This is a genomic window from Sulfitobacter sp. R86518, from assembly GCF_042466275.1.
GTDB classification, from domain to species: domain Bacteria; phylum Pseudomonadota; class Alphaproteobacteria; order Rhodobacterales; family Rhodobacteraceae; genus Sulfitobacter; species Sulfitobacter pontiacus.
In genome coordinates, this window is record NZ_JAXHCA010000005.1 from 295,513 (window position 1) to 312,028 (window position 16,516).

Here is a 16,516-nt window from a genome sequence, read left to right on the forward strand (position 1 = left end):
GCGGCGTACGCTGCGGTTAGGCGTGGTTAACTCTTTGTGCATAAATCTTTCCCCCTGCCGGCCAAGCGCCGGAGTTTTGCAATTCATGGGGGGCGACATCGCAACCCAACGAAGGGGATGACGATGAACAAGGCAATCACGGACGGTCTGCTACTGACACCTGCGGCATTTGCGCAAGGCTTGGATGTGTATTCAAGCGGGGATGGCACGGCGGGGTCTGATACCTATGCCAATGCCATAAATGCGGCGTTTATCCCTGCGGATCAGGACTTTGGCGGGGCGCTTGAGCTGATAAAAACGCAATCCACGCAAAAGCTGCGATACATGGGACAGACGCCACTTTTGCCGGGGTGTTATCTGCGGATCACGGCGCGGGTGAAGGCGATCAGTGGGAATCTACCGTCGGTGCGGATCGCGGGGTATCCGGCGCTTGGCAATGGCAGCCGCGCGGGCGGGCTGGTCGAGGCCGGTCCGGCGGTGACGCTGATCAGCTATGGCGAGGTGGTCGAGGTCAGCGCGATTGTCGGGTCGGGGCTGCGCGGCGGGGTCGATATGGTCTGGGGCAACGCGCCGGTCTATGGGCATTTCGGGCTGGACCTGACGGGGCAGAATGGCGGGGTCGTTCGCATTGACGATTTGCAGATCGAGGATGTGACCAGCGTTTTCCTGCGGGACATGCTGGCACAGGTGGATGTGCGGGACTATGGCGCGGTGGGGGATGGCGGCACCGATGATACGGCGGCCTTTGTAGCGACGAATGCGGATGCGCAGGGGCGTAGCGTGTTGATCCCGCGTGGGACGTATCTGCTGAACGGGGACGTGACCTTTGACGCGCCGACGCGGTTTGAAGGGACGGTGATCATGCCCGCCAGCGCGATCCTGCTGCTGCGGCGCAACTTTGATCTGCCGAACTATATCGAGGCGTTCGGGAATGAAGAGATCGCCTTTCGCAAGGCGTTTCAGGCGTTGCTGAACAATGCGGATCATGAATCGCTGGATCTGGGTGGGCGCAAGGTGAACGTGACCGGCCCGATCGATATGCAGGCCGCGACGCCCGAACGCAGCAGCTATGCCACGCGGCGGGTGATCCGCAACGGCCAGCTTGAAGCGGCTACGAATGGCGATTGGGATACGGTCACGGTGACCTCGCAGGCCAGCTATTCGCCCTCGGATGCGCGCAAGCTGACAAATGTGGTGAATGTGGCGAATGTGCCTGTGGGGGCGCTGATTACGGGCATGGGGTGGGGCGCGAGATTTATGTGCGCGCCAAGAACGTCGCCACGCAAGAGATTACCCTGAACGCGCCTTTGTATGATGCGGCGGGGACGCAGAATTTTACCTTTACGCGGTTCCAGTATCTGCTGGATTTCAGCAACTACAGCCAGCTGAGCAAATTCGTTCTGGATGACATCGAATTCCAGTGCAACAACGTGGCCAGCGCCATCAACCTTGCGCCATCAGGGACGATTTTCCATGTGCGGGACTGCTTTATCTCGCGCCCGAAGGATCGCGGGATCACGTCGATCGGGGGGGGCTGTCAGGGGATGTTCGTGGACCGTTGCCAGTTCCTGTCCGCCGAAGATGCGCTGGACGTGCCGGACCGGACCACGATCGCGATCAACTGCAACGCCAATGATGTCAAGATTCGCGACAACCGTGCCACGCGCTTTCGCCATTTTGCGCTGCTGGCGGGGCAAAATAATATCGTCACGGGGAACCACTTCTTTCAGGGGGATACGGTCAAGAACGGCGTCCGCTCTGCCGGGTTGATCCTTGCGGCGCAGCACACGGCGAGCGTGGTCAGCGGGAATTATATCGACAATTGCTTTGTCGAATGGACCAACGAACAAGACCCCGCGCCGGACTACAGCAGCGAGTATTCTTTCAGCTCCCTGTCGATCAGCGGTAATATCTTTTTGTCGGGTGAGGTGGCCCCGTGGTTCAGCTATATCGTGATCAAGCCCCATGGGGCGGGTCATGTGATCAACGGGCTGACAATCAACGACAATCGCTTCCGCAGCATCAACGGGTTTATCGATCGGGTCGAACGGATCGATACGAGCTTTGCCGATATGGATTTCTCGCGCATGCGCAATATCGAGATGACCGGTAACTCGTTTCACGGCATCCACAATCCGGTGTCGAACCCTGTGCAGGTTGAACATAGCGAAGCCAGTCTGGCCAAGACCTGGGTGGTGGATATTGCCGACCGCTTTCCGTTCGGCGGGTGGGCGATTGCGGTGGATAGCATCACGATGGATGGGCCGGTGCGCAACGGATCGAATGTGGCGCAATACAGCGTGCCCTATGTGCTGACGGATCAGGGTGCGGATCGCGATCTGCTGCATCTGGTCTGGAGCACCAGCGTCAAAGGGTCGATCTTCATGCAGGCGCGCATGGATAAACGCTAGAACTCGCGCCAGAGCGAGAGTTTTAGCGCGGGGTTGGAGGTGTCGTTGATCAACGTCTCTGCCCCGATCTGGAAGCGGATGTCGGGGCGGCTTTTCAGCGGGCGCATAACGATAGAGGGCGCGACAGAGGTGGCGCTGGCGGCAGCGGTCGAGGCATAGTAGATTTGCAGCATTCCCGAAAACCGGTCGCCGAAGTTGATGCCTATGGTGCCGTCGACTTTGGCGAGATGCTCTTGCAGGTAGATGTCCCACGCGAGGGAGCTGTCGATGGTCACCCAGCCGTGTTTCTGCCCCAGCGTATAGCCGCGGCCCCAAGACAGCCCCGCTTTGACATTGGGATAGACCGCATCCCCCACCCATGCCGCGCCGAACCCCAGCTCTGCCGACCAGACGTTAGGGCGGTCGCGACGGCCTAAGGGGCGGCGCAGGAAAACCGACGCAAATCCCGATTGCAGGCCGATGGAACTGGCGAGAAAGCCGACCTCTGCCCCAAGGGTCAGGTCGTCGCGCACGCCATATTCCATGAAGGTGCTTTCCGAAATGTCGTAGCTGCGCGTGACGTTTACCGTGGTGGAGGTGAAGCCCGTGCCCTTTTCGCGCAGCCACGCGCCGCCCTGTGCAGGGGTGGGAAGCTGCAGTAAGCCAAGCAGAAGGATCGGCCAGTAGCGCATAGGATACCCTTTCGGCGGGTAGCTTGGCGCGTCATGCTTAACAAATTACTTACAGACCTTTGAGGCAGGCGCAAAAAGGCCCGCAGCAATGCTACGGGCCTTTTGTCAAATCCAGTGTGCGTCGCTTAGACGTTGACGCTGCCGCCGCGTGGGCCAGCGATCAGCCATACGATAAAGCCGACGACCGGGAAGATCAGGACGCCGAGAATCCAGAAGGATTTTCGCAAGCCCCGAGGCGCCGGAGGTGAAGATTTGATAGATCGCGTAGATGTCTGCGATCAGGATAATGAGTCCGAGAAGGCCGAATTCCATTGTAAAGCTCCTGGGTTGTAATCTGCATTACTGTCTGGGGTCACAACTTCCCGTTCGGCCCAGATGTTCCCGAAAATGTTACTGGAACCATTTCCCGCTTCGCCGAGTTGCCCTTGCATCGCCTAGAACGGCAAGTGAATTTGGAAGGAAATACTATGAAGACCTCTACCGCAGTAATCGCAGGCCTTGCCGCAATTCTGGTCATCGCATTCGCGATCTTTTTCATCGATATCGATCAGACTGAAGAAGGCGCGCTGCCGGATGTTGATGTGTCCGTCGAAGGCGGCAACCTGCCCGAGTTTGACGCACAGACCGGTTCGGTTTCCGTGACTGAAGAAGAGGTCGACGTTGAAGTCCCGGACGTTGAAGTGACCACCGAAGAGAAAACGATCACCGTCCCCGGCGTTGAGGTTACTCCGCCCGCAGGTGACTGATATCGTTTGATAGTTTGAACGCAGAAAGCGCCCTCTGATCTGGTCAGGGGGCGCTTTTGTTATCGAATAGGGCTTAATTGCGGGTCAGCTTGGTCGCGGGTTTCGCACCGTTGTCGCCGTCGGAGGCGAAGGTCAGCGTGACTTTATCGCCGGCCATCAGGTCGGACGGGACAAGGGTTTTGGCATCCAGCGTCCAGGATGATTTGTCTTGCAGGACGATGATATTGGCAAGCCGGTCATAGGCAAGGATCGTGCCGGTCGTCTCATCGGCAAAGGCGGGGGCAGAGAGGGCGGTCAGGCCCAGTGTAGCAAGGGCGATCAGGCGCATTTGGGATCCTCCGGATAAAGCGCAGACTCCGAATGTGGGGTGGGTGCGGGTGCAAAGCAATCACCTTGCAACGGGCGCATGAAAATAATTTTGCGCCAAGCCGTAGCAGGGGAACTGCGGGCGGGTGGACGGGTTGTGCCGCTACATCCAACTGACAGGAGACAGCGATGAAAGCCCAATCGAAAGCCCAGCAACGCGCCGCCGGTGCAGCCCTGTCTGCCAAGCGGGGCGAGACCAAGGTCAAGGATCTGCAAGGCGCGTCGAAAGATATGTACGACAGCATGTCAGAGGACGAGCTGGAGGAGATGGCCTCGACCGACCATGACGGGTTGCCGGACGAGGTGGATGACTAGACGCGCCGACTAGCGTTTTTTGCCGCCGTAGCGGGATTTACCACCGCGCATCCCGCCACGACCGCCGGTTGATCGGCCCGACGCCTTTTGCGCGTCATCGACGGCTTTTTCGACAGCGTACTGACGCGCCATCGGATCGTCGGCGATGGCCAGATCGACGGATTCGAGCCGTTTGACCTCGTCGCGCAGGCGTGCGGCTTCTTCGAATTCGAGGTTCTCGGCCGCTTTGCGCATATCGGTGCGCAGCCCGTCGAGCACGGTTTGCAGGTTGCCGCCCGCGAGCGGGTTGTCGATCTTGGCAGTGACGCGGCTCATGTCCACATCGCCTTTGTAGAGACCGGCGAGGATATCATCGACGTTCTTCTTGACCGTTGTCGGCGTGATCCCGTGTTCTTCGTTATAGGCCAGCTGCTTGGCGCGACGGCGGTCGGTTTCGCCAATCGCACGCTCCATCGAGCCGGTGATGCGGTCGGCGTACATGATCACGCGGCCTTCGGCGTTCCGCGCGGCCCGACCGATGGTCTGGATCAGCGAGGTCTCCGAGCGCAGGAACCCTTCCTTATCCGCATCGAGGATCGCCACCAGCCCACATTCGGGAATGTCCAAGCCTTCGCGCAGAAGGTTGATCCCGATCAGCACGTCGAAGGCCCCCAAACGAAGGTCGCGCAAGATTTCGATCCGTTCGATTGTGTCGATATCGCTGTGCATGTAGCGCACGCGGATGCCCTGTTCGTGCATGTATTCGGTCAGGTCTTCGGCCATGCGTTTGGTCAGCACGGTGCAGAGCGTGCGATAGCCGTCGGCGGCGACCTTGCGCACCTCGTCCAGCAAGTCGTCAACCTGCATCTCGACAGGGCGAATCTCGATCTTGGGGTCGATCAGGCCGGTGGGGCGAATGATCTGTTCAGTAAAGACACCGCCGGATTGTTCGATTTCCCACGCGGCGGGGGTGGCCGAGACAAAGACCGACTGCGGGCGCATAGCATCCCATTCCTCGAACTTAAGCGGGCGGTTGTCCATACAGGAGGGCAGGCGGAACCCGTGTTCGGCCAGCGTGAATTTGCGTCGGTAGTCGCCTTTGTACATCCCGCCGATCTGCGGCACCGAGACGTGGCTTTCGTCTGCAAAGACAATCGCGTTGTCGGGGATGAATTCGAACAGCGTGGGGGGCGGCTCTCCGGGGGCGCGGCCAGTGAGATAGCGCGAATAATTCTCGATCCCGTTGCAGACGCCGGTGGCTTCAAGCATCTCGATGTCGAAGTTGCAGCGCTGTTCAAGCCGTTGCGCTTCCAGCAGTTTTCCTTCGGCGACAAGCTGGTCCAGCCGCATCCGCAGCTCTTTCTTGATGCCGATCACCGCTTGGTTCATCGTTGGTTTCGGCGTCACATAGTGGCTGTTCGCATAGACGCGGATCTGGTCGAAACTGCCGGTCTTCTCGCCGGTGAGCGGGTCGAATTCGGTGATGCTTTCCAACTCTTCGCCAAAGAAGGACAGACGCCATGCGCGGTCCTCAAGGTGGGCCGGAAAGATTTCAAGGCTGTCGCCGCGCACGCGGAAGGTGCCGCGCTGGAAGGCGGCGTCATTGCGTTTATACGCCTGCGCGATCAGGTCTGCGATCACTTGGCGTTGGTCATAGTTGTTGCCGGTCTTGAGGTCCTGCGTCATCGCGCCATAGGTCTCGACCGAGCCGATCCCGTAGATGCACGATACCGACGCGATGATGATCACGTCATCGCGTTCCAGCAGCGCCCGCGTGGCAGAGTGGCGCATCCGGTCGATCTGTTCGTTGATCTGGCTTTCCTTCTCGATGAAGGTATCGGACCGCGCGACATAGGCTTCTGGCTGGTAGTAGTCGTAGTATGAGACGAAATATTCCACGGCGTTGTCGGGGAAGAACCCTTTGAATTCGCCGTAAAGCTGCGCCGCCAGCGTCTTGTTCGGCGCGAGGATGATCGCGGGGCGCTGCGTTTCCTCGATCACCTTGGCCATCGTGAACGTCTTGCCCGTCCCCGTGGCCCCCAAAAGCACCTGATCGCGTTCGCCCGACCGCACCCCTTCGGACAGTTCCTTGATCGCCGTGGGCTGGTCGCCTGCGGGTTCGAATTCGGTCGCCAGCTTGAACTTCTTGCCGCCCTCGAGCTTGGGGCGTTCGCGCACGTTGGGCGCGGGATTGGCAAGATAGGCGTCTTTGCGCTCGGGCAGGCTGTCAGAGTGGGCGTAGGCCATAACATCGTCCTTTGGGGGGTGTTCCCTAAGGTGTCATGTTTTCGCGCGGGTTCAAGGGGCACAGCCTTGCGCGACGCGCATATGTCGCTTTCGTCGCAGGCTTATTTGGTCAGTCGTTTGCGGTTGGCGCTGACCTTTTTGCTGACCGGGACCATCGCGGCCGAGAAAATCTGGTCGGGCGTGCCCCCGGCAAAGGCGGCTTTGGTGGCCGCCTGATAGGCTTTGGCCATGGCGGGGCCTTTTTCGTTGACCATGCGGGCGTCCTCTCCGCGGGTCTGGGGAAGGGCACCGGCCATCCCCAAAAGCCTAAGCGTCATAACGGCTTGGGTGTCGATCATCAGCTTGGCGAGGTTGGCATTGAGCGTCATCAGGGTCAGGGGGTTCATGAGAGGTGCTCCGATTGCATAAGGTTAGTCTATGCTGCGCCGCAGCATATGTAACGCGAATTCGGCACAAATCACTGTGATGCCTTGATCCTTGGCCGTATTTGGCTGATAAACCGCCTGATCACAGCGGAGATTCAGCTATGCGCGCGCGTATTTATCAGCCTTCCCGAACTGCCATGTCCTCTGGCACGGCCAAAACCCGTGTCTGGTTGCTGGAATTCGACCCAGAGCACGCGCGCGAGATTGACCCGTTGATGGGCTGGACCTCGTCGAAGGACACGCAAACGCAGGTGCGTTTGCAGTTCGCCACCAAGGAAGAAGCGGTGGAATACGCCCGCGATCACAACATCGACGCGCTGGTGCAAGACCCCAACAAACGCCGCGCGAATGTCCGCGCCGGCGGCTATGGCGAGAATTTCGCCACAGGTCGCCGCGGGGCCTGGACGCATTAACTCTTTCTACGTTTTCTTATGCTAGGCCCGTGACGGGCGGTGTGAGCGATACATATTCACAGGGCGGCCCCTCGCACGGTCGCCCGTTTTCATTTCGACCTGCTGAACAGATGCGCAAAGGTACAGAAACATGACGATCACCCAACTCGTGACCCACTCAGGCGGTTTTCATGCGGATGAACTCCTATCCTCTCGTCATCCTGACACGGCTGTTTCCAGACGCCACGGTGCTGCGCAGCCGCGACAAGGCGCTGATCACACCGGCCGAGGGGCGCATCATCTACGACGTGGGTGGTGACTTTGATGCCGAGGCAGGGATTTTCGATCACCATCAACGTCCCAATCCGCTGCGTGAAGACGGGCAGCCCTATAGCTCTTTCGGGCTGATCTGGGCGCATTACGGGCATGATTATCTGCGCGCGCTCGACGTGCCCGAGGCGGATGTGAATGCCATCCACGACAGTTTCGATCGCGGGTTTGTTCTGCCGATCGACCTGCTGGACAATGGTGCCGTCAACGCGTCAGAGGCGGGGCCGCTGTTTGCCGGTCTGACCTTGCCCGCGCTGTTGGAAAGCCTGAAACCCGTCTTCGATGACCGCGAGGAAGGCGTGGACGACCGCGCCTTTGCCGCCGCCTTGCCCATTGCGCGCGCCTTTGTCGAAGCGTCGATCCGTCGCAAAGCCGCCAAGTTCCGCGCCGAAGCGATGGTCATGACCGCCATTGATGCCGCGGGCGAGGGCCATGTGCTGGACCTGCCCATGGGCATGCCGTTTCGCGGGGCCGTGGTGAAGGCAGGGGCGGATCATCTGTTGTTCGTCATCCACCCGCGCGGCGAGGAATGGACGCTGACAACGATCCGGTCCGGGGATGATACGTTCGAGAACCGCGCTGATCTTCCGGTGGCTTGGGCGGGTCAAAAAGACGCCGCGCTTGAGGAAGCATCAGGCGTCAAAGGGGCAAAGTTCTGCCACAACGGCCGCTTTATCGCCGTCGCCGATAGCCGCGAGGCGATTTTGCAGATGGCCGACATCGCGGTGAAGGAAGCGCTGGCAGCGTAACCCGCGGGGCGGGTGCCCTTGTTAGTCGCCCGCTATTGGCCTGCGTTCCGGCTTGCCCCCGTGGCCCGCGCGATTACACTGCGCGTTCAGCCATCGGGGGGCGTGACGCGTGAACAGCCAGCTTAGACATTTGCCACAGATCGATACGCTGTTGCAGCAACCGCATGTGGCGTCCTTGGTTGCGACCTACAGCCACGACGAGGTGCGCCGCGCCCTGCGCGAAACGCTCGACCAGCTGCGCCGTGATATTCGGGGCGGCGGGGTGGTCGATCTGCCCGATTTCGCCAGTGAACCCTTTGCCCATAGCCTTGTCGACCGAATAAAGGCAGCCCGCCAGCCGAACCTGCGCCCTGTCATCAATGCCACGGGTATCATCATCCACACCAATCTGGGCCGCGCCCGTCTTGCCCCCGAGGCGCTGCAGGCGATGGACCAGATCGGTGCGCGGCCTTCGAACCTTGAGCTGAACCTAAAAACCGGCAAGCGCGGGTCGCGCTATGACCATGCCGAGGCGCTGATCTGTCAGTTGACGGGCGCAGAGGCGGCGCTGATCGTGAATAACTGTGCCGCAGCGGTGGTCTTGGCGCTGATGGGCACCGCCGCGGGGCGCAAGGTGATCGCATCGCGCGGGGAGCTGATCGAGATTGGCGGGTCTTTCCGCCTGCCCGATGTGATCGCGCAAAGCGGTGCAGAGCTGAAAGAGGTCGGTGCCACCAATAAAACGCGGCTTAGTGATTATGCCAATGCGGTGGACGGGGATACGGCGGTTCTGTTGAAAAGCCACACCAGCAACTTTCGCATTGTGGGCTTCACCTCTGCCCCGTCACGCAATGATTTGGCGCAACTGGCGGCGGAGCGGGATCTGATCCTGATGGAAGATCTGGGCAGCGGCGTGCTGATTGACCTTGCCCCCTTTGGGCTGCGCGACGAACCCGTGGTGACGGATATTCTCAAAGCGGGTGTGGATCTGGTCATGTTCTCGGGCGACAAGCTGCTTGGTGGGCCGCAGGCGGGGATCATCGCGGGACGGGCGGATATTATCGCGGGGCTACGCAAGCACCCGTTGCTACGGGCGTTGCGCATCGACAAGCTGTCGCTCGCCGCACTCGAGGCGACCTTGCGTCTTTACCTGCCGCCCCATGATCCGCTGGCGCGGGTGCCGGTCTTGCGCGCGCTCTCGCAGCCTTTGGCAGAGGTAGAGGCGCGGGCGCAAAGGCTCGCGGGTTCCCTCGCTGCGGTGAAGGGGGTGGTTGTTGAGGTGATGGCGTCAGCCGCCTATGTCGGCGGCGGGTCGCTGCCGCAGCAGGATCTGGACAGTTGCAGCGTCGTCGTGGCCTTTGCCGCGCTGTCTACTGAAAGCTTGGCAGATCGTTTGCGGGGCGGGATGGTGCCCATTGTCGGGCGTATCCATCAGGGCAAGCTGTGGCTGGACATGCGCACGGTAACGGATGACGAGCTGCCCGATATCGTCGCGGCGCTGGGCGCGATCGCCGCCACATGACATCGGCCTGTGTGATCGTGATCGGCCATGTGGATCATGGCAAGACGGCGCTGGTGCGCGCGCTCACGGGGATGGAGACGGACCGGCTGGCCGAGGAAAAAGCCCGTGGCCTGTCGATCGCGCTGGGGTTTGCCCATTGCGAGATGGCGGGTGGGACGCTTGACCTGATTGACGCGCCGGGGCACGAGGATTTCATCCGCACCATGGTGTCGGGTGCGAGCGGCGCGCAGGGCGCGATGCTGGTCGTCTCGGCCGTGGAGGGCGTCGCGGCGCAAACGCGCGAGCATGTGCAGATCGCAAGACTGTTGCAGGTGCCCGTGGCGGTGGTCGCGGTGACCAAAGTGGATTTGATCCCCGAGGCAGCATTGCCCGCACGTCTGGTGGAAATTGCGGATGCCCTTGCCGCGCAAGGCGTTACAGGGGCCGAACTGGTGCCCTGTTCGGCCACAACCGCTGGCGGGACGGATCATCTGCGGCAGATCTTGGCGCGGCGGTTCAACGCTTTGCCCGCGCGGGCCGCGCCGATGGGGGCGTTCCTGCCGGTGGACCGCGCGTTCACACTGGCGGGACGCGGAACGGTGGTGACGGGCACTTTGCTTGGTGGCGCGTTGGCGGTTGGCGCGGCGTTAACCGTGCAGCCAAGCGGTGCGGCGACGGTGGTACGTGGCCTGCAAGCACGCGGCGCGGCGCGGGAGAGGGTCGCGGCGGGAGAGCGGGTCGCGGTGAACCTGCGCGGTATCGCGTTAGAGGATATTGCGCGCGGTGATGTGATCTGTACGGGCGGGCAGGGGGCGACGCATTGTATGGATGTGTGGTTGACCGTTTCTGACACGACACCGCGACCGGTCAAACATATGCAGGATTTGCGCGTGCTGTGGGGCACGGCGCATGAGGTCGCGACCCTGCGGCTGATGGGCGGTGGCCAGATCGCGCCGGGGGACGCGGGGCTGGGGCAGTTGCGCTTCAAACGCCCCGTGGTGGGGTTCGCGGGGCAGGCGGCGGTGTTGCGCCAGCTTTCCCCTGCGGCGACGTTGGCGGGCGCGGTGATCCTTGACCCGCAGGCCACGGCAGTCGGGGCGGGCGACAGACAGCGGTTGGCGGTGATGCAGGCGGCACATCAGCAGGATGGAACCGCGCTTGCCGCAGCGCTTTGTGCGCAGGGGCGCGGGGTGGCGCTGTGGTCTGATCTTGTCCGGTTGGCGCGCTGCGATGCGACGGCTGCGCTGCCCACGGGCGTTGTGCGGCTAGCGCCGGAACATATCGCGCTGGCCGACGACCTCGCCGCTGTGCAGACGGCGGTGGTGGCGGCTTTGCAGCGTTTTCATACCGACCACCCGATCAAGCAGGGGGCGGCGCTTTCGATGCTGCAACGGGTGACGCCGCTGCGGGGTTTGGTGCCTTTCGCCCAAACCGAATTGGTTAGGGGCGGAGAGGTTGTTTTGCGCGACGGTTTGGTCAGTCTCGCACGGCATGACCCCTTTGCTGCGCTTGCTCCGCATCAGGTCGCGCGCCTGACCGAGATCGAAGAGAGTATGCGCGCAGGCGGCACCTCCCCCCCGGATGTACGGCAGTTCGACGCGCCTGAGGACGCGGATCTGATCGCGCTGATGGTGGCGCAGGGGCGGTTGGTGTCCTTGGCGAATATCGCGCTGAAACAGCAGGTCGTGTTTCACGCGGCGACCATCGGCCAAGCGCAGCGGAGCCTTGCAGCAAACTTCCCCCCGCCCACGGCCTTTACCACCAGCGCAGCGCGCACCGCCTTGGGCACCACCCGCAAGTTCATCGTGCCACTGCTTGAGCATCTGGATGCGCTTGGTATGACGCTGCGCGATGGTGACACGCGGCAGATCGCGCCGCAGGCGCATTAGGCTTTCGCTTGCCCTGCGGCAGGGCTACGGTGTGGCAACGCGGAGACGACCGGAGTCTGGTGGCTTCCCTGGTCTTCAAAACCATGGACGCGTCGATACGGCGTGTGGTGGGTTCGATTCCCATCCGTCTCCGCCAAGCTGTCTGGACATGCCTGACGATCCCCCACAGTATGCAGCGGCATACTTGGGAGGGGGCGACATGAGTGATCGGAAACCGGAATTTACCCTGAAGGATCTGCAAGGCGCGGCCCATCATTTTGACGGAACCGGCCCTGCGCTGGTCTGTTTCGTGAAAGAGGATTGCGAGACCTGCAATATTGCGGGGCCGGTGCTGCAAGCGCTGTCGCAGGCCTATGGCGATGCGGTGCGGTTTCTGGTGCCGGGGCAATCCGGCGAGAAGAACGGCGATTTCGCGCAGCGCCACGGGCTGACCATGCCGGTGCTTGAGGATGCGGGTTGCAAGACCTCGTTCGACTGGGATTTCGAGATCGTACCCGCGCTCTACTGGATTGATGAAAGCGGCGCTGTCGTGACCCACTTTGAAGGCTTCGTGCGCGATGACTGGCAGGCATTGTCCGACCAGATGGCCCGTGCGACGGGCAAAGCTGCGGCGCAAATCGATTGGGACAGCCTGCCCGCCTGGCGTCCGGGATGCGGGTCGAAACACTTTGACCCCGAGGTCTACGACGCGCTGCGGGCAGAGGCCGAAGGCAGCCGTCTGCGCGCCCGCAAGGTAGAGGTCGCCAGCGGCGATGATATGGCGGAATTCATGTTCGATCAGGGGTTCTCGGACGGGTTGCCCTTGGTGCCGCCGACGCCCGAACGGGTGATCCGCATGTTGGAAGGGACGCATCGTGATCCGCAGGATGTGATTGCCACAGTGCCGCCGAATATGGGTATCGCCACGGTCGAAAAGATCGCGATCAATGCGGTGATGGCGGGGTGTAAGCCTGAATACCTGCCCGTGGTAATCGCAGCCGTCGAAGCCGTCTGCACGGATGAATTCAACATCCACGGGGTCACCGCCACGACGATGGGCGCGGCGACGGTCATGGTGGTGAACGGGCCGATCGTGGACAAGATCGGGCTGAACGGCGGCTTGGGCGCTTTGGGCGCGGGGAACCGTGCCAATGCCACCATCGGGCGCGCGCTGCGGCTGATCATCCGCAATGTCGGCGGGGCGACCACGGGCGGGGTCGAACGGTCTGTCCTGGGCAATCCGATGAAATACACCATGTGCTTTGCGGAGAACGAGGCGGCCTCGCCATGGGAGCCGCTGCATGTGGAGCGCGGGTTCAACGCGGAAGATTCGGTCGTCACCGTCTTTGCCATGACCGGCGGGCCGGTGCATCTGGTGGACCAGACCTCGCGCAAGCCGGACCAGATCGCGGGGTCGTTGGGGCAGGGGCTTGAAGGGGTGTTCCTGCCGAAGATGCATAACCTGCCGATTGACGCGCTGTTGGTGGTCTGCCCCGAGCATATCCAGACGCTGACCGTCGATGGCCCCTATTCCAAAGACCGGCTGCGCGACCGTATCCAAGAGGTCACGGCGCGCCCCTTGTCGGACATGGTGCAGGATGAATATTCGGGCGCAGGTATCCCCGTGGCGGACGCGGAACGCATGGGGCCGGAAAAACTGGCGCAGTTGGCCCCTAAATTTGCGAGCAAGGAATATATCCATATCGTCGTGGCCGGTGGCGATGCGGGCAAATTCTCGTCCGCGTTCCACGGGTGGGCCACGGGCGAAGTGGGGTCGATTTCCGTTTCCAGAAAGATCGATCTAGGCTAGCTTTCACAGCAGAGGAGGACGTGAATGACAATAATTCTTGACCCGACGGACGAACGTGTCCCCGTCGCGCGTCAGATCAGCGAACGGTCCGGTTCGGTGCAGGGGGTTGTCGGGCTGCTGAACATCAGCAAGCCGCGCGGCAATATCCTGCTGGATGAACTGGACAGGTTGTTGACCGAAAACGCACCCGGCGTTGAGATCCGGCATTATACCAAGCCGACTTTCGCCAAACCGTGCCCCGACACGCTGCGCCACCAGATCCGCGATGAATGCGACTTTCTGGTCGAAGGGCTGGCGGACTGAGGATCATGTACCACGTGCAGTATGCACGATACAGTCTGGTTTGAAATCCAGGGGATCCCGTCTGTTTCCATCGCTTCAAGCGTGTTTGGCCAAGCCGCTGAAACGCAGCGCAAGGCCTTAGGCATGGAGGGCGCGCGCTATGTGCTGGTGCCGCATCCTATTCAGGATGCCACGGACGACGAAATGCGCGCCAAGGCGCGTGAGGCGTTCGACCAGATCATCGGGGCGTTGCGCGACGCGTGACTGACGTGAAAAAATGTAAGGCGGCGCGGAGAGATCCGGGCCGCCTTTTTCGTGAGCATGGGGTGGGCGGGCGTTACAGCTCGGTCACCCAGTGCAGCTCTGACAGGTCGTCATTGATCCAGATCATCGCATCGACGCTGTCCGCTTCGGGCGGCTGCGCAAGCAGTTGCGCAGGGATTACTGTGGCACGGGCCAGCGCCCGCTCTAACGGCTCGCCCACGGTGTTGTGCATATAGCGCACGGCTTGCAGCAGGGTCAGATCGGCCCCGGCCAGCGTTCCATCGGCCAGCGTTAGCCGTCCGTCGCGGCGCAGGATCTCGCGGTCGTTGAGGGTGAAGCTGGTGATATCAGAGCCGCCAGTCGCCATGGCGTCGGTCACCAGAAACACCTCTGCCGCGCCGCGATTGGCGGCAAGTGCGGCGCGGATCATGGCCGGATGTACATGCACCCCGTCGGCAATCAGGCCGGATGCCACGCGCGGATGATCAAGCGCCGCCCCCACAAGCCCCGGACTGCGCGCGTTGGCCTGGCTCATGGCGTTGAACAGATGCGTCGCCATGCGGGCACCGGCGTCGAAGGCGCGCATGGCGGTGTCATAGTCGCAATCGCTATGGCCCAGCGATACCAGCACGCCCGCTTGCGTCAGCGCCGCGATCTGATCGGGGGTGGCGTTTTCGGGGGCGAGGGTCATTATCAGGTTCGGGATCCGGGCCACGGCATCGGTCAGCATCGCCATATCATCGTCAGATAGGGGGCGGATCAGGCTGGCGTCATGTGCACCTTTGCGGGCAACGCTCAGATGCGGCCCTTCAAGATGGAGCCCCGCAATACCCGGCATGCCCAGGTGCAACGCCTCTGCCACGGCGGCGATGGCAGCGCGGCTATGGGCGGGGGTGTCGGTGATCAACGTGGGAAGAAATGCGCGGGTGCCAAGCCGTCGGTGCGCGGCGGCCATCGCGCGCAGCGTGTCCAGATCGGGCGCGCTATTGAGCATCACGCCGCCCCCGCCGTTCACTTGCAGATCCACAAACCCGGGGGAGAGGATGCCCCCGTTAAGCCTCCGGGTCTTGGCCCCCGTCGGCAGCGCGGTCAGGGGTGTGATGCGTGGGATGCCGTCGGGGTGCACCACAAGCGCGTGACCGGTCAGCAGGTCGTGCCCGTCAAAAATGCGCGCGCCGGTATAGGCAGTGAGGGGGGCGGTCATGCCCGCGCGGCGCGCAGGGCCAGTGCGACGGCCCCATCCAGTGCGCGACCTTTGGTTTCGACCAGATGGGCGGTCTGCGTGTCGGGCAGATAGGCGGCGTAATGGGGGCCGACGCCGCCGGTCAGGCACAGCGGGCCGCCGGGTTGATGGTCGAGCGCGATCAGGGCGCGGGTCAGGTAGTCGGCCCCGCTTGCCATCAGCGCCCGTCCAATGCTGTCGCCCGCCGCGGCGGCCTGTACCACATCGGGGGCAAGGGTAGCGAAATCGCCGGGCCGCGCCTTGAGGCTGAACTGCACGATGCCCGCGCCACCGCCGAATTTATCCAGCATCTGCTGCGACAGGGGGCTGGCGGGGGTGATCCCGTCAACGACGAGCAAGGTCTGCTCCAGCACGCCATGCCCCAGCCACGCGCCCGATGCCTGATCCGATACCTGATAACACCAGCCGCCGATACAGGTCTGCACGCCGGCCTTTTGGCGGCCCACGATGGTGCCGGTGCCAAGGGCGATCAGGTGGCAGTCCTGCTCTCCGACGGCACCGACGATGGTGGTGGTGGTGTCTTCGGTCACGACGGATTTGGCAAAGGGCAGACCCGCCTGCACGCGCGGGCCCATTTCCGGCCCCGTGTATCCCGCAAGCCCCAGATGAGCCACGGCACGGGGCATATCGGCGACATCCAGACCGGCGCTCTCTATCGCGTTGCGCGTCGCGGTGAGCACGCTGTCGATCGCGGTGGCGCAATCGGTGCTGACATTCGCCCGCCCGCCTTTGCCTTCGGCAAGGATACGGCCATCGGGGGTGGCAATAGCGGCGCGGCAACCGGTGCCGCCTCCGTCAACGCCGATCAGGAAAGGAGGGTCTATTTGTGTCATCCGAATTGTTTAGGGCACCTGTTTTGGCGGGGAAAGACAATTTTCGCCATTCGTTTTACCCATGGTCGCAACGGGTTTGCAAATGGCACATGCGCGTGATAAGTT

The 16,516-nt window shown here is 62.2% G+C and carries 13 protein-coding genes, 1 tRNA gene and 3 pseudogenes; 10 read left to right on the forward strand and 7 right to left on the reverse strand.

The features are described 5' to 3' along the window. Positions 1–123: 123 nt before the first annotated feature. Positions 124–2,411 (forward strand): annotated as a pseudogene (locus tag SJY36_RS02205) (glycosyl hydrolase family 28-related protein). Here SJY36_RS02205 and SJY36_RS02210 read toward each other — a convergent pair. Next, on the reverse strand, positions 2,408–3,082 hold the full coding sequence (locus tag SJY36_RS02210) for a hypothetical protein (protein WP_386172740.1): 675 nt from the start codon (positions 3,080–3,082) through the stop codon (positions 2,408–2,410). The pseudogene SJY36_RS02205 and the gene SJY36_RS02210 sit on opposite strands and share 4 nt — an antisense overlap. A gap of 125 nt (positions 3,083–3,207) precedes the next feature. Next, a pseudogene (locus SJY36_RS02215) lies at positions 3,208–3,394 on the reverse strand (PLDc N-terminal domain-containing protein). Positions 3,395–3,549: 155 nt separating this feature from the next. Here SJY36_RS02215 and SJY36_RS02220 point away from each other — a divergent pair. After that, on the forward strand, positions 3,550–3,828 hold the full coding sequence (locus SJY36_RS02220; RefSeq protein WP_005851422.1) for a hypothetical protein: 279 nt from the start codon (positions 3,550–3,552) through the stop codon (positions 3,826–3,828). 73 nt (positions 3,829–3,901) lie between these two features. On the opposite strand, the gene SJY36_RS02225 is transcribed toward SJY36_RS02220, so the two are convergent. Beyond that, positions 3,902–4,156 carry a hypothetical protein gene (locus SJY36_RS02225; RefSeq protein ID WP_005851424.1) on the reverse strand — a complete coding sequence of 85 codons (255 nt, stop codon included), beginning with the start codon at positions 4,154–4,156 and terminating at the stop codon, positions 3,902–3,904. Between the two features lie 167 nt (positions 4,157–4,323). On the opposite strand from SJY36_RS02225, the gene SJY36_RS02230 reads away from it, so the two are divergent. Next, positions 4,324–4,509, forward strand: a complete 186-nt coding sequence (locus SJY36_RS02230) for a DUF3008 family protein (RefSeq protein ID WP_005851426.1) — start codon at positions 4,324–4,326, stop codon at positions 4,507–4,509. A 9-nt stretch (positions 4,510–4,518) separates the two neighbouring features. Here SJY36_RS02230 and uvrB read toward each other — a convergent pair whose 3' ends face one another. Both uvrB and SJY36_RS02240 read right to left on the reverse strand, forming a co-directional pair. After that, complete coding sequence (uvrB, locus tag SJY36_RS02235) at positions 4,519–6,735, reverse strand: excinuclease ABC subunit UvrB (RefSeq protein WP_009826016.1); 2,217 nt, start codon at positions 6,733–6,735, stop codon at positions 4,519–4,521. Between the two features lie 101 nt (positions 6,736–6,836). After that, a complete protein-coding gene (locus tag SJY36_RS02240; RefSeq protein WP_386172744.1) occupies positions 6,837–7,121 on the reverse strand; it encodes an antifreeze protein in 285 nt (94 codons plus the stop codon). A gap of 140 nt (positions 7,122–7,261) precedes the next feature. Here SJY36_RS02240 and SJY36_RS02245 point away from each other — a divergent pair, with 140 nt between their 5' ends. The 7 genes and pseudogenes from SJY36_RS02245 (at position 7,262) to SJY36_RS02275 (ending at position 14,335) form a co-directional block, all read left to right on the forward strand. Further along, on the forward strand, positions 7,262–7,573 hold the full coding sequence (locus SJY36_RS02245; protein ID WP_005851432.1) for an ETC complex I subunit: 312 nt from the start codon (positions 7,262–7,264) through the stop codon (positions 7,571–7,573). A gap of 130 nt (positions 7,574–7,703) precedes the next feature. After that, positions 7,704–8,631 (forward strand): annotated as a pseudogene (locus tag SJY36_RS02250) (MYG1 family protein). Between the two features lie 130 nt (positions 8,632–8,761). After that, on the forward strand, positions 8,762–10,132 hold the full coding sequence (selA, locus tag SJY36_RS02255; RefSeq protein WP_386172746.1) for an L-seryl-tRNA(Sec) selenium transferase: 1,371 nt from the start codon (positions 8,762–8,764) through the stop codon (positions 10,130–10,132). Further along, a complete protein-coding gene (selB, locus tag SJY36_RS02260) occupies positions 10,129–12,000 on the forward strand; it encodes a selenocysteine-specific translation elongation factor (RefSeq protein WP_386172748.1) in 1,872 nt (623 codons plus the stop codon). The genes selA and selB overlap by 4 nt, the downstream gene beginning before the upstream one ends. Before the next feature lie 41 nt (positions 12,001–12,041). Next, positions 12,042–12,136: transfer RNA gene (locus tag SJY36_RS02265), tRNA-Sec, on the forward strand. Between the two features lie 63 nt (positions 12,137–12,199). Then, a complete protein-coding gene (locus SJY36_RS02270) occupies positions 12,200–13,789 on the forward strand; it encodes a TlpA family protein disulfide reductase (RefSeq protein ID WP_386172750.1) in 1,590 nt (529 codons plus the stop codon). A 24-nt stretch (positions 13,790–13,813) separates the two neighbouring features. Then, on the forward strand, positions 13,814–14,335 hold the full coding sequence (locus tag SJY36_RS02275; protein WP_258182285.1) for a UGSC family (seleno)protein: 522 nt from the start codon (positions 13,814–13,816) through the stop codon (positions 14,333–14,335). 73 nt (positions 14,336–14,408) lie between these two features. Here SJY36_RS02275 and nagA read toward each other — a convergent pair whose 3' ends face one another. Then, entirely contained in the window at positions 14,409–15,539 is a 1,131-nt protein-coding gene (gene nagA, locus SJY36_RS02280) for an N-acetylglucosamine-6-phosphate deacetylase (RefSeq protein ID WP_386172753.1), read from the reverse strand. Next, entirely contained in the window at positions 15,536–16,411 is an 876-nt protein-coding gene (locus SJY36_RS02285) for a BadF/BadG/BcrA/BcrD ATPase family protein (protein WP_386172755.1), read from the reverse strand. The genes nagA and SJY36_RS02285 overlap by 4 nt, the downstream gene beginning before the upstream one ends. Positions 16,412–16,516 lie beyond the last annotated feature (105 nt).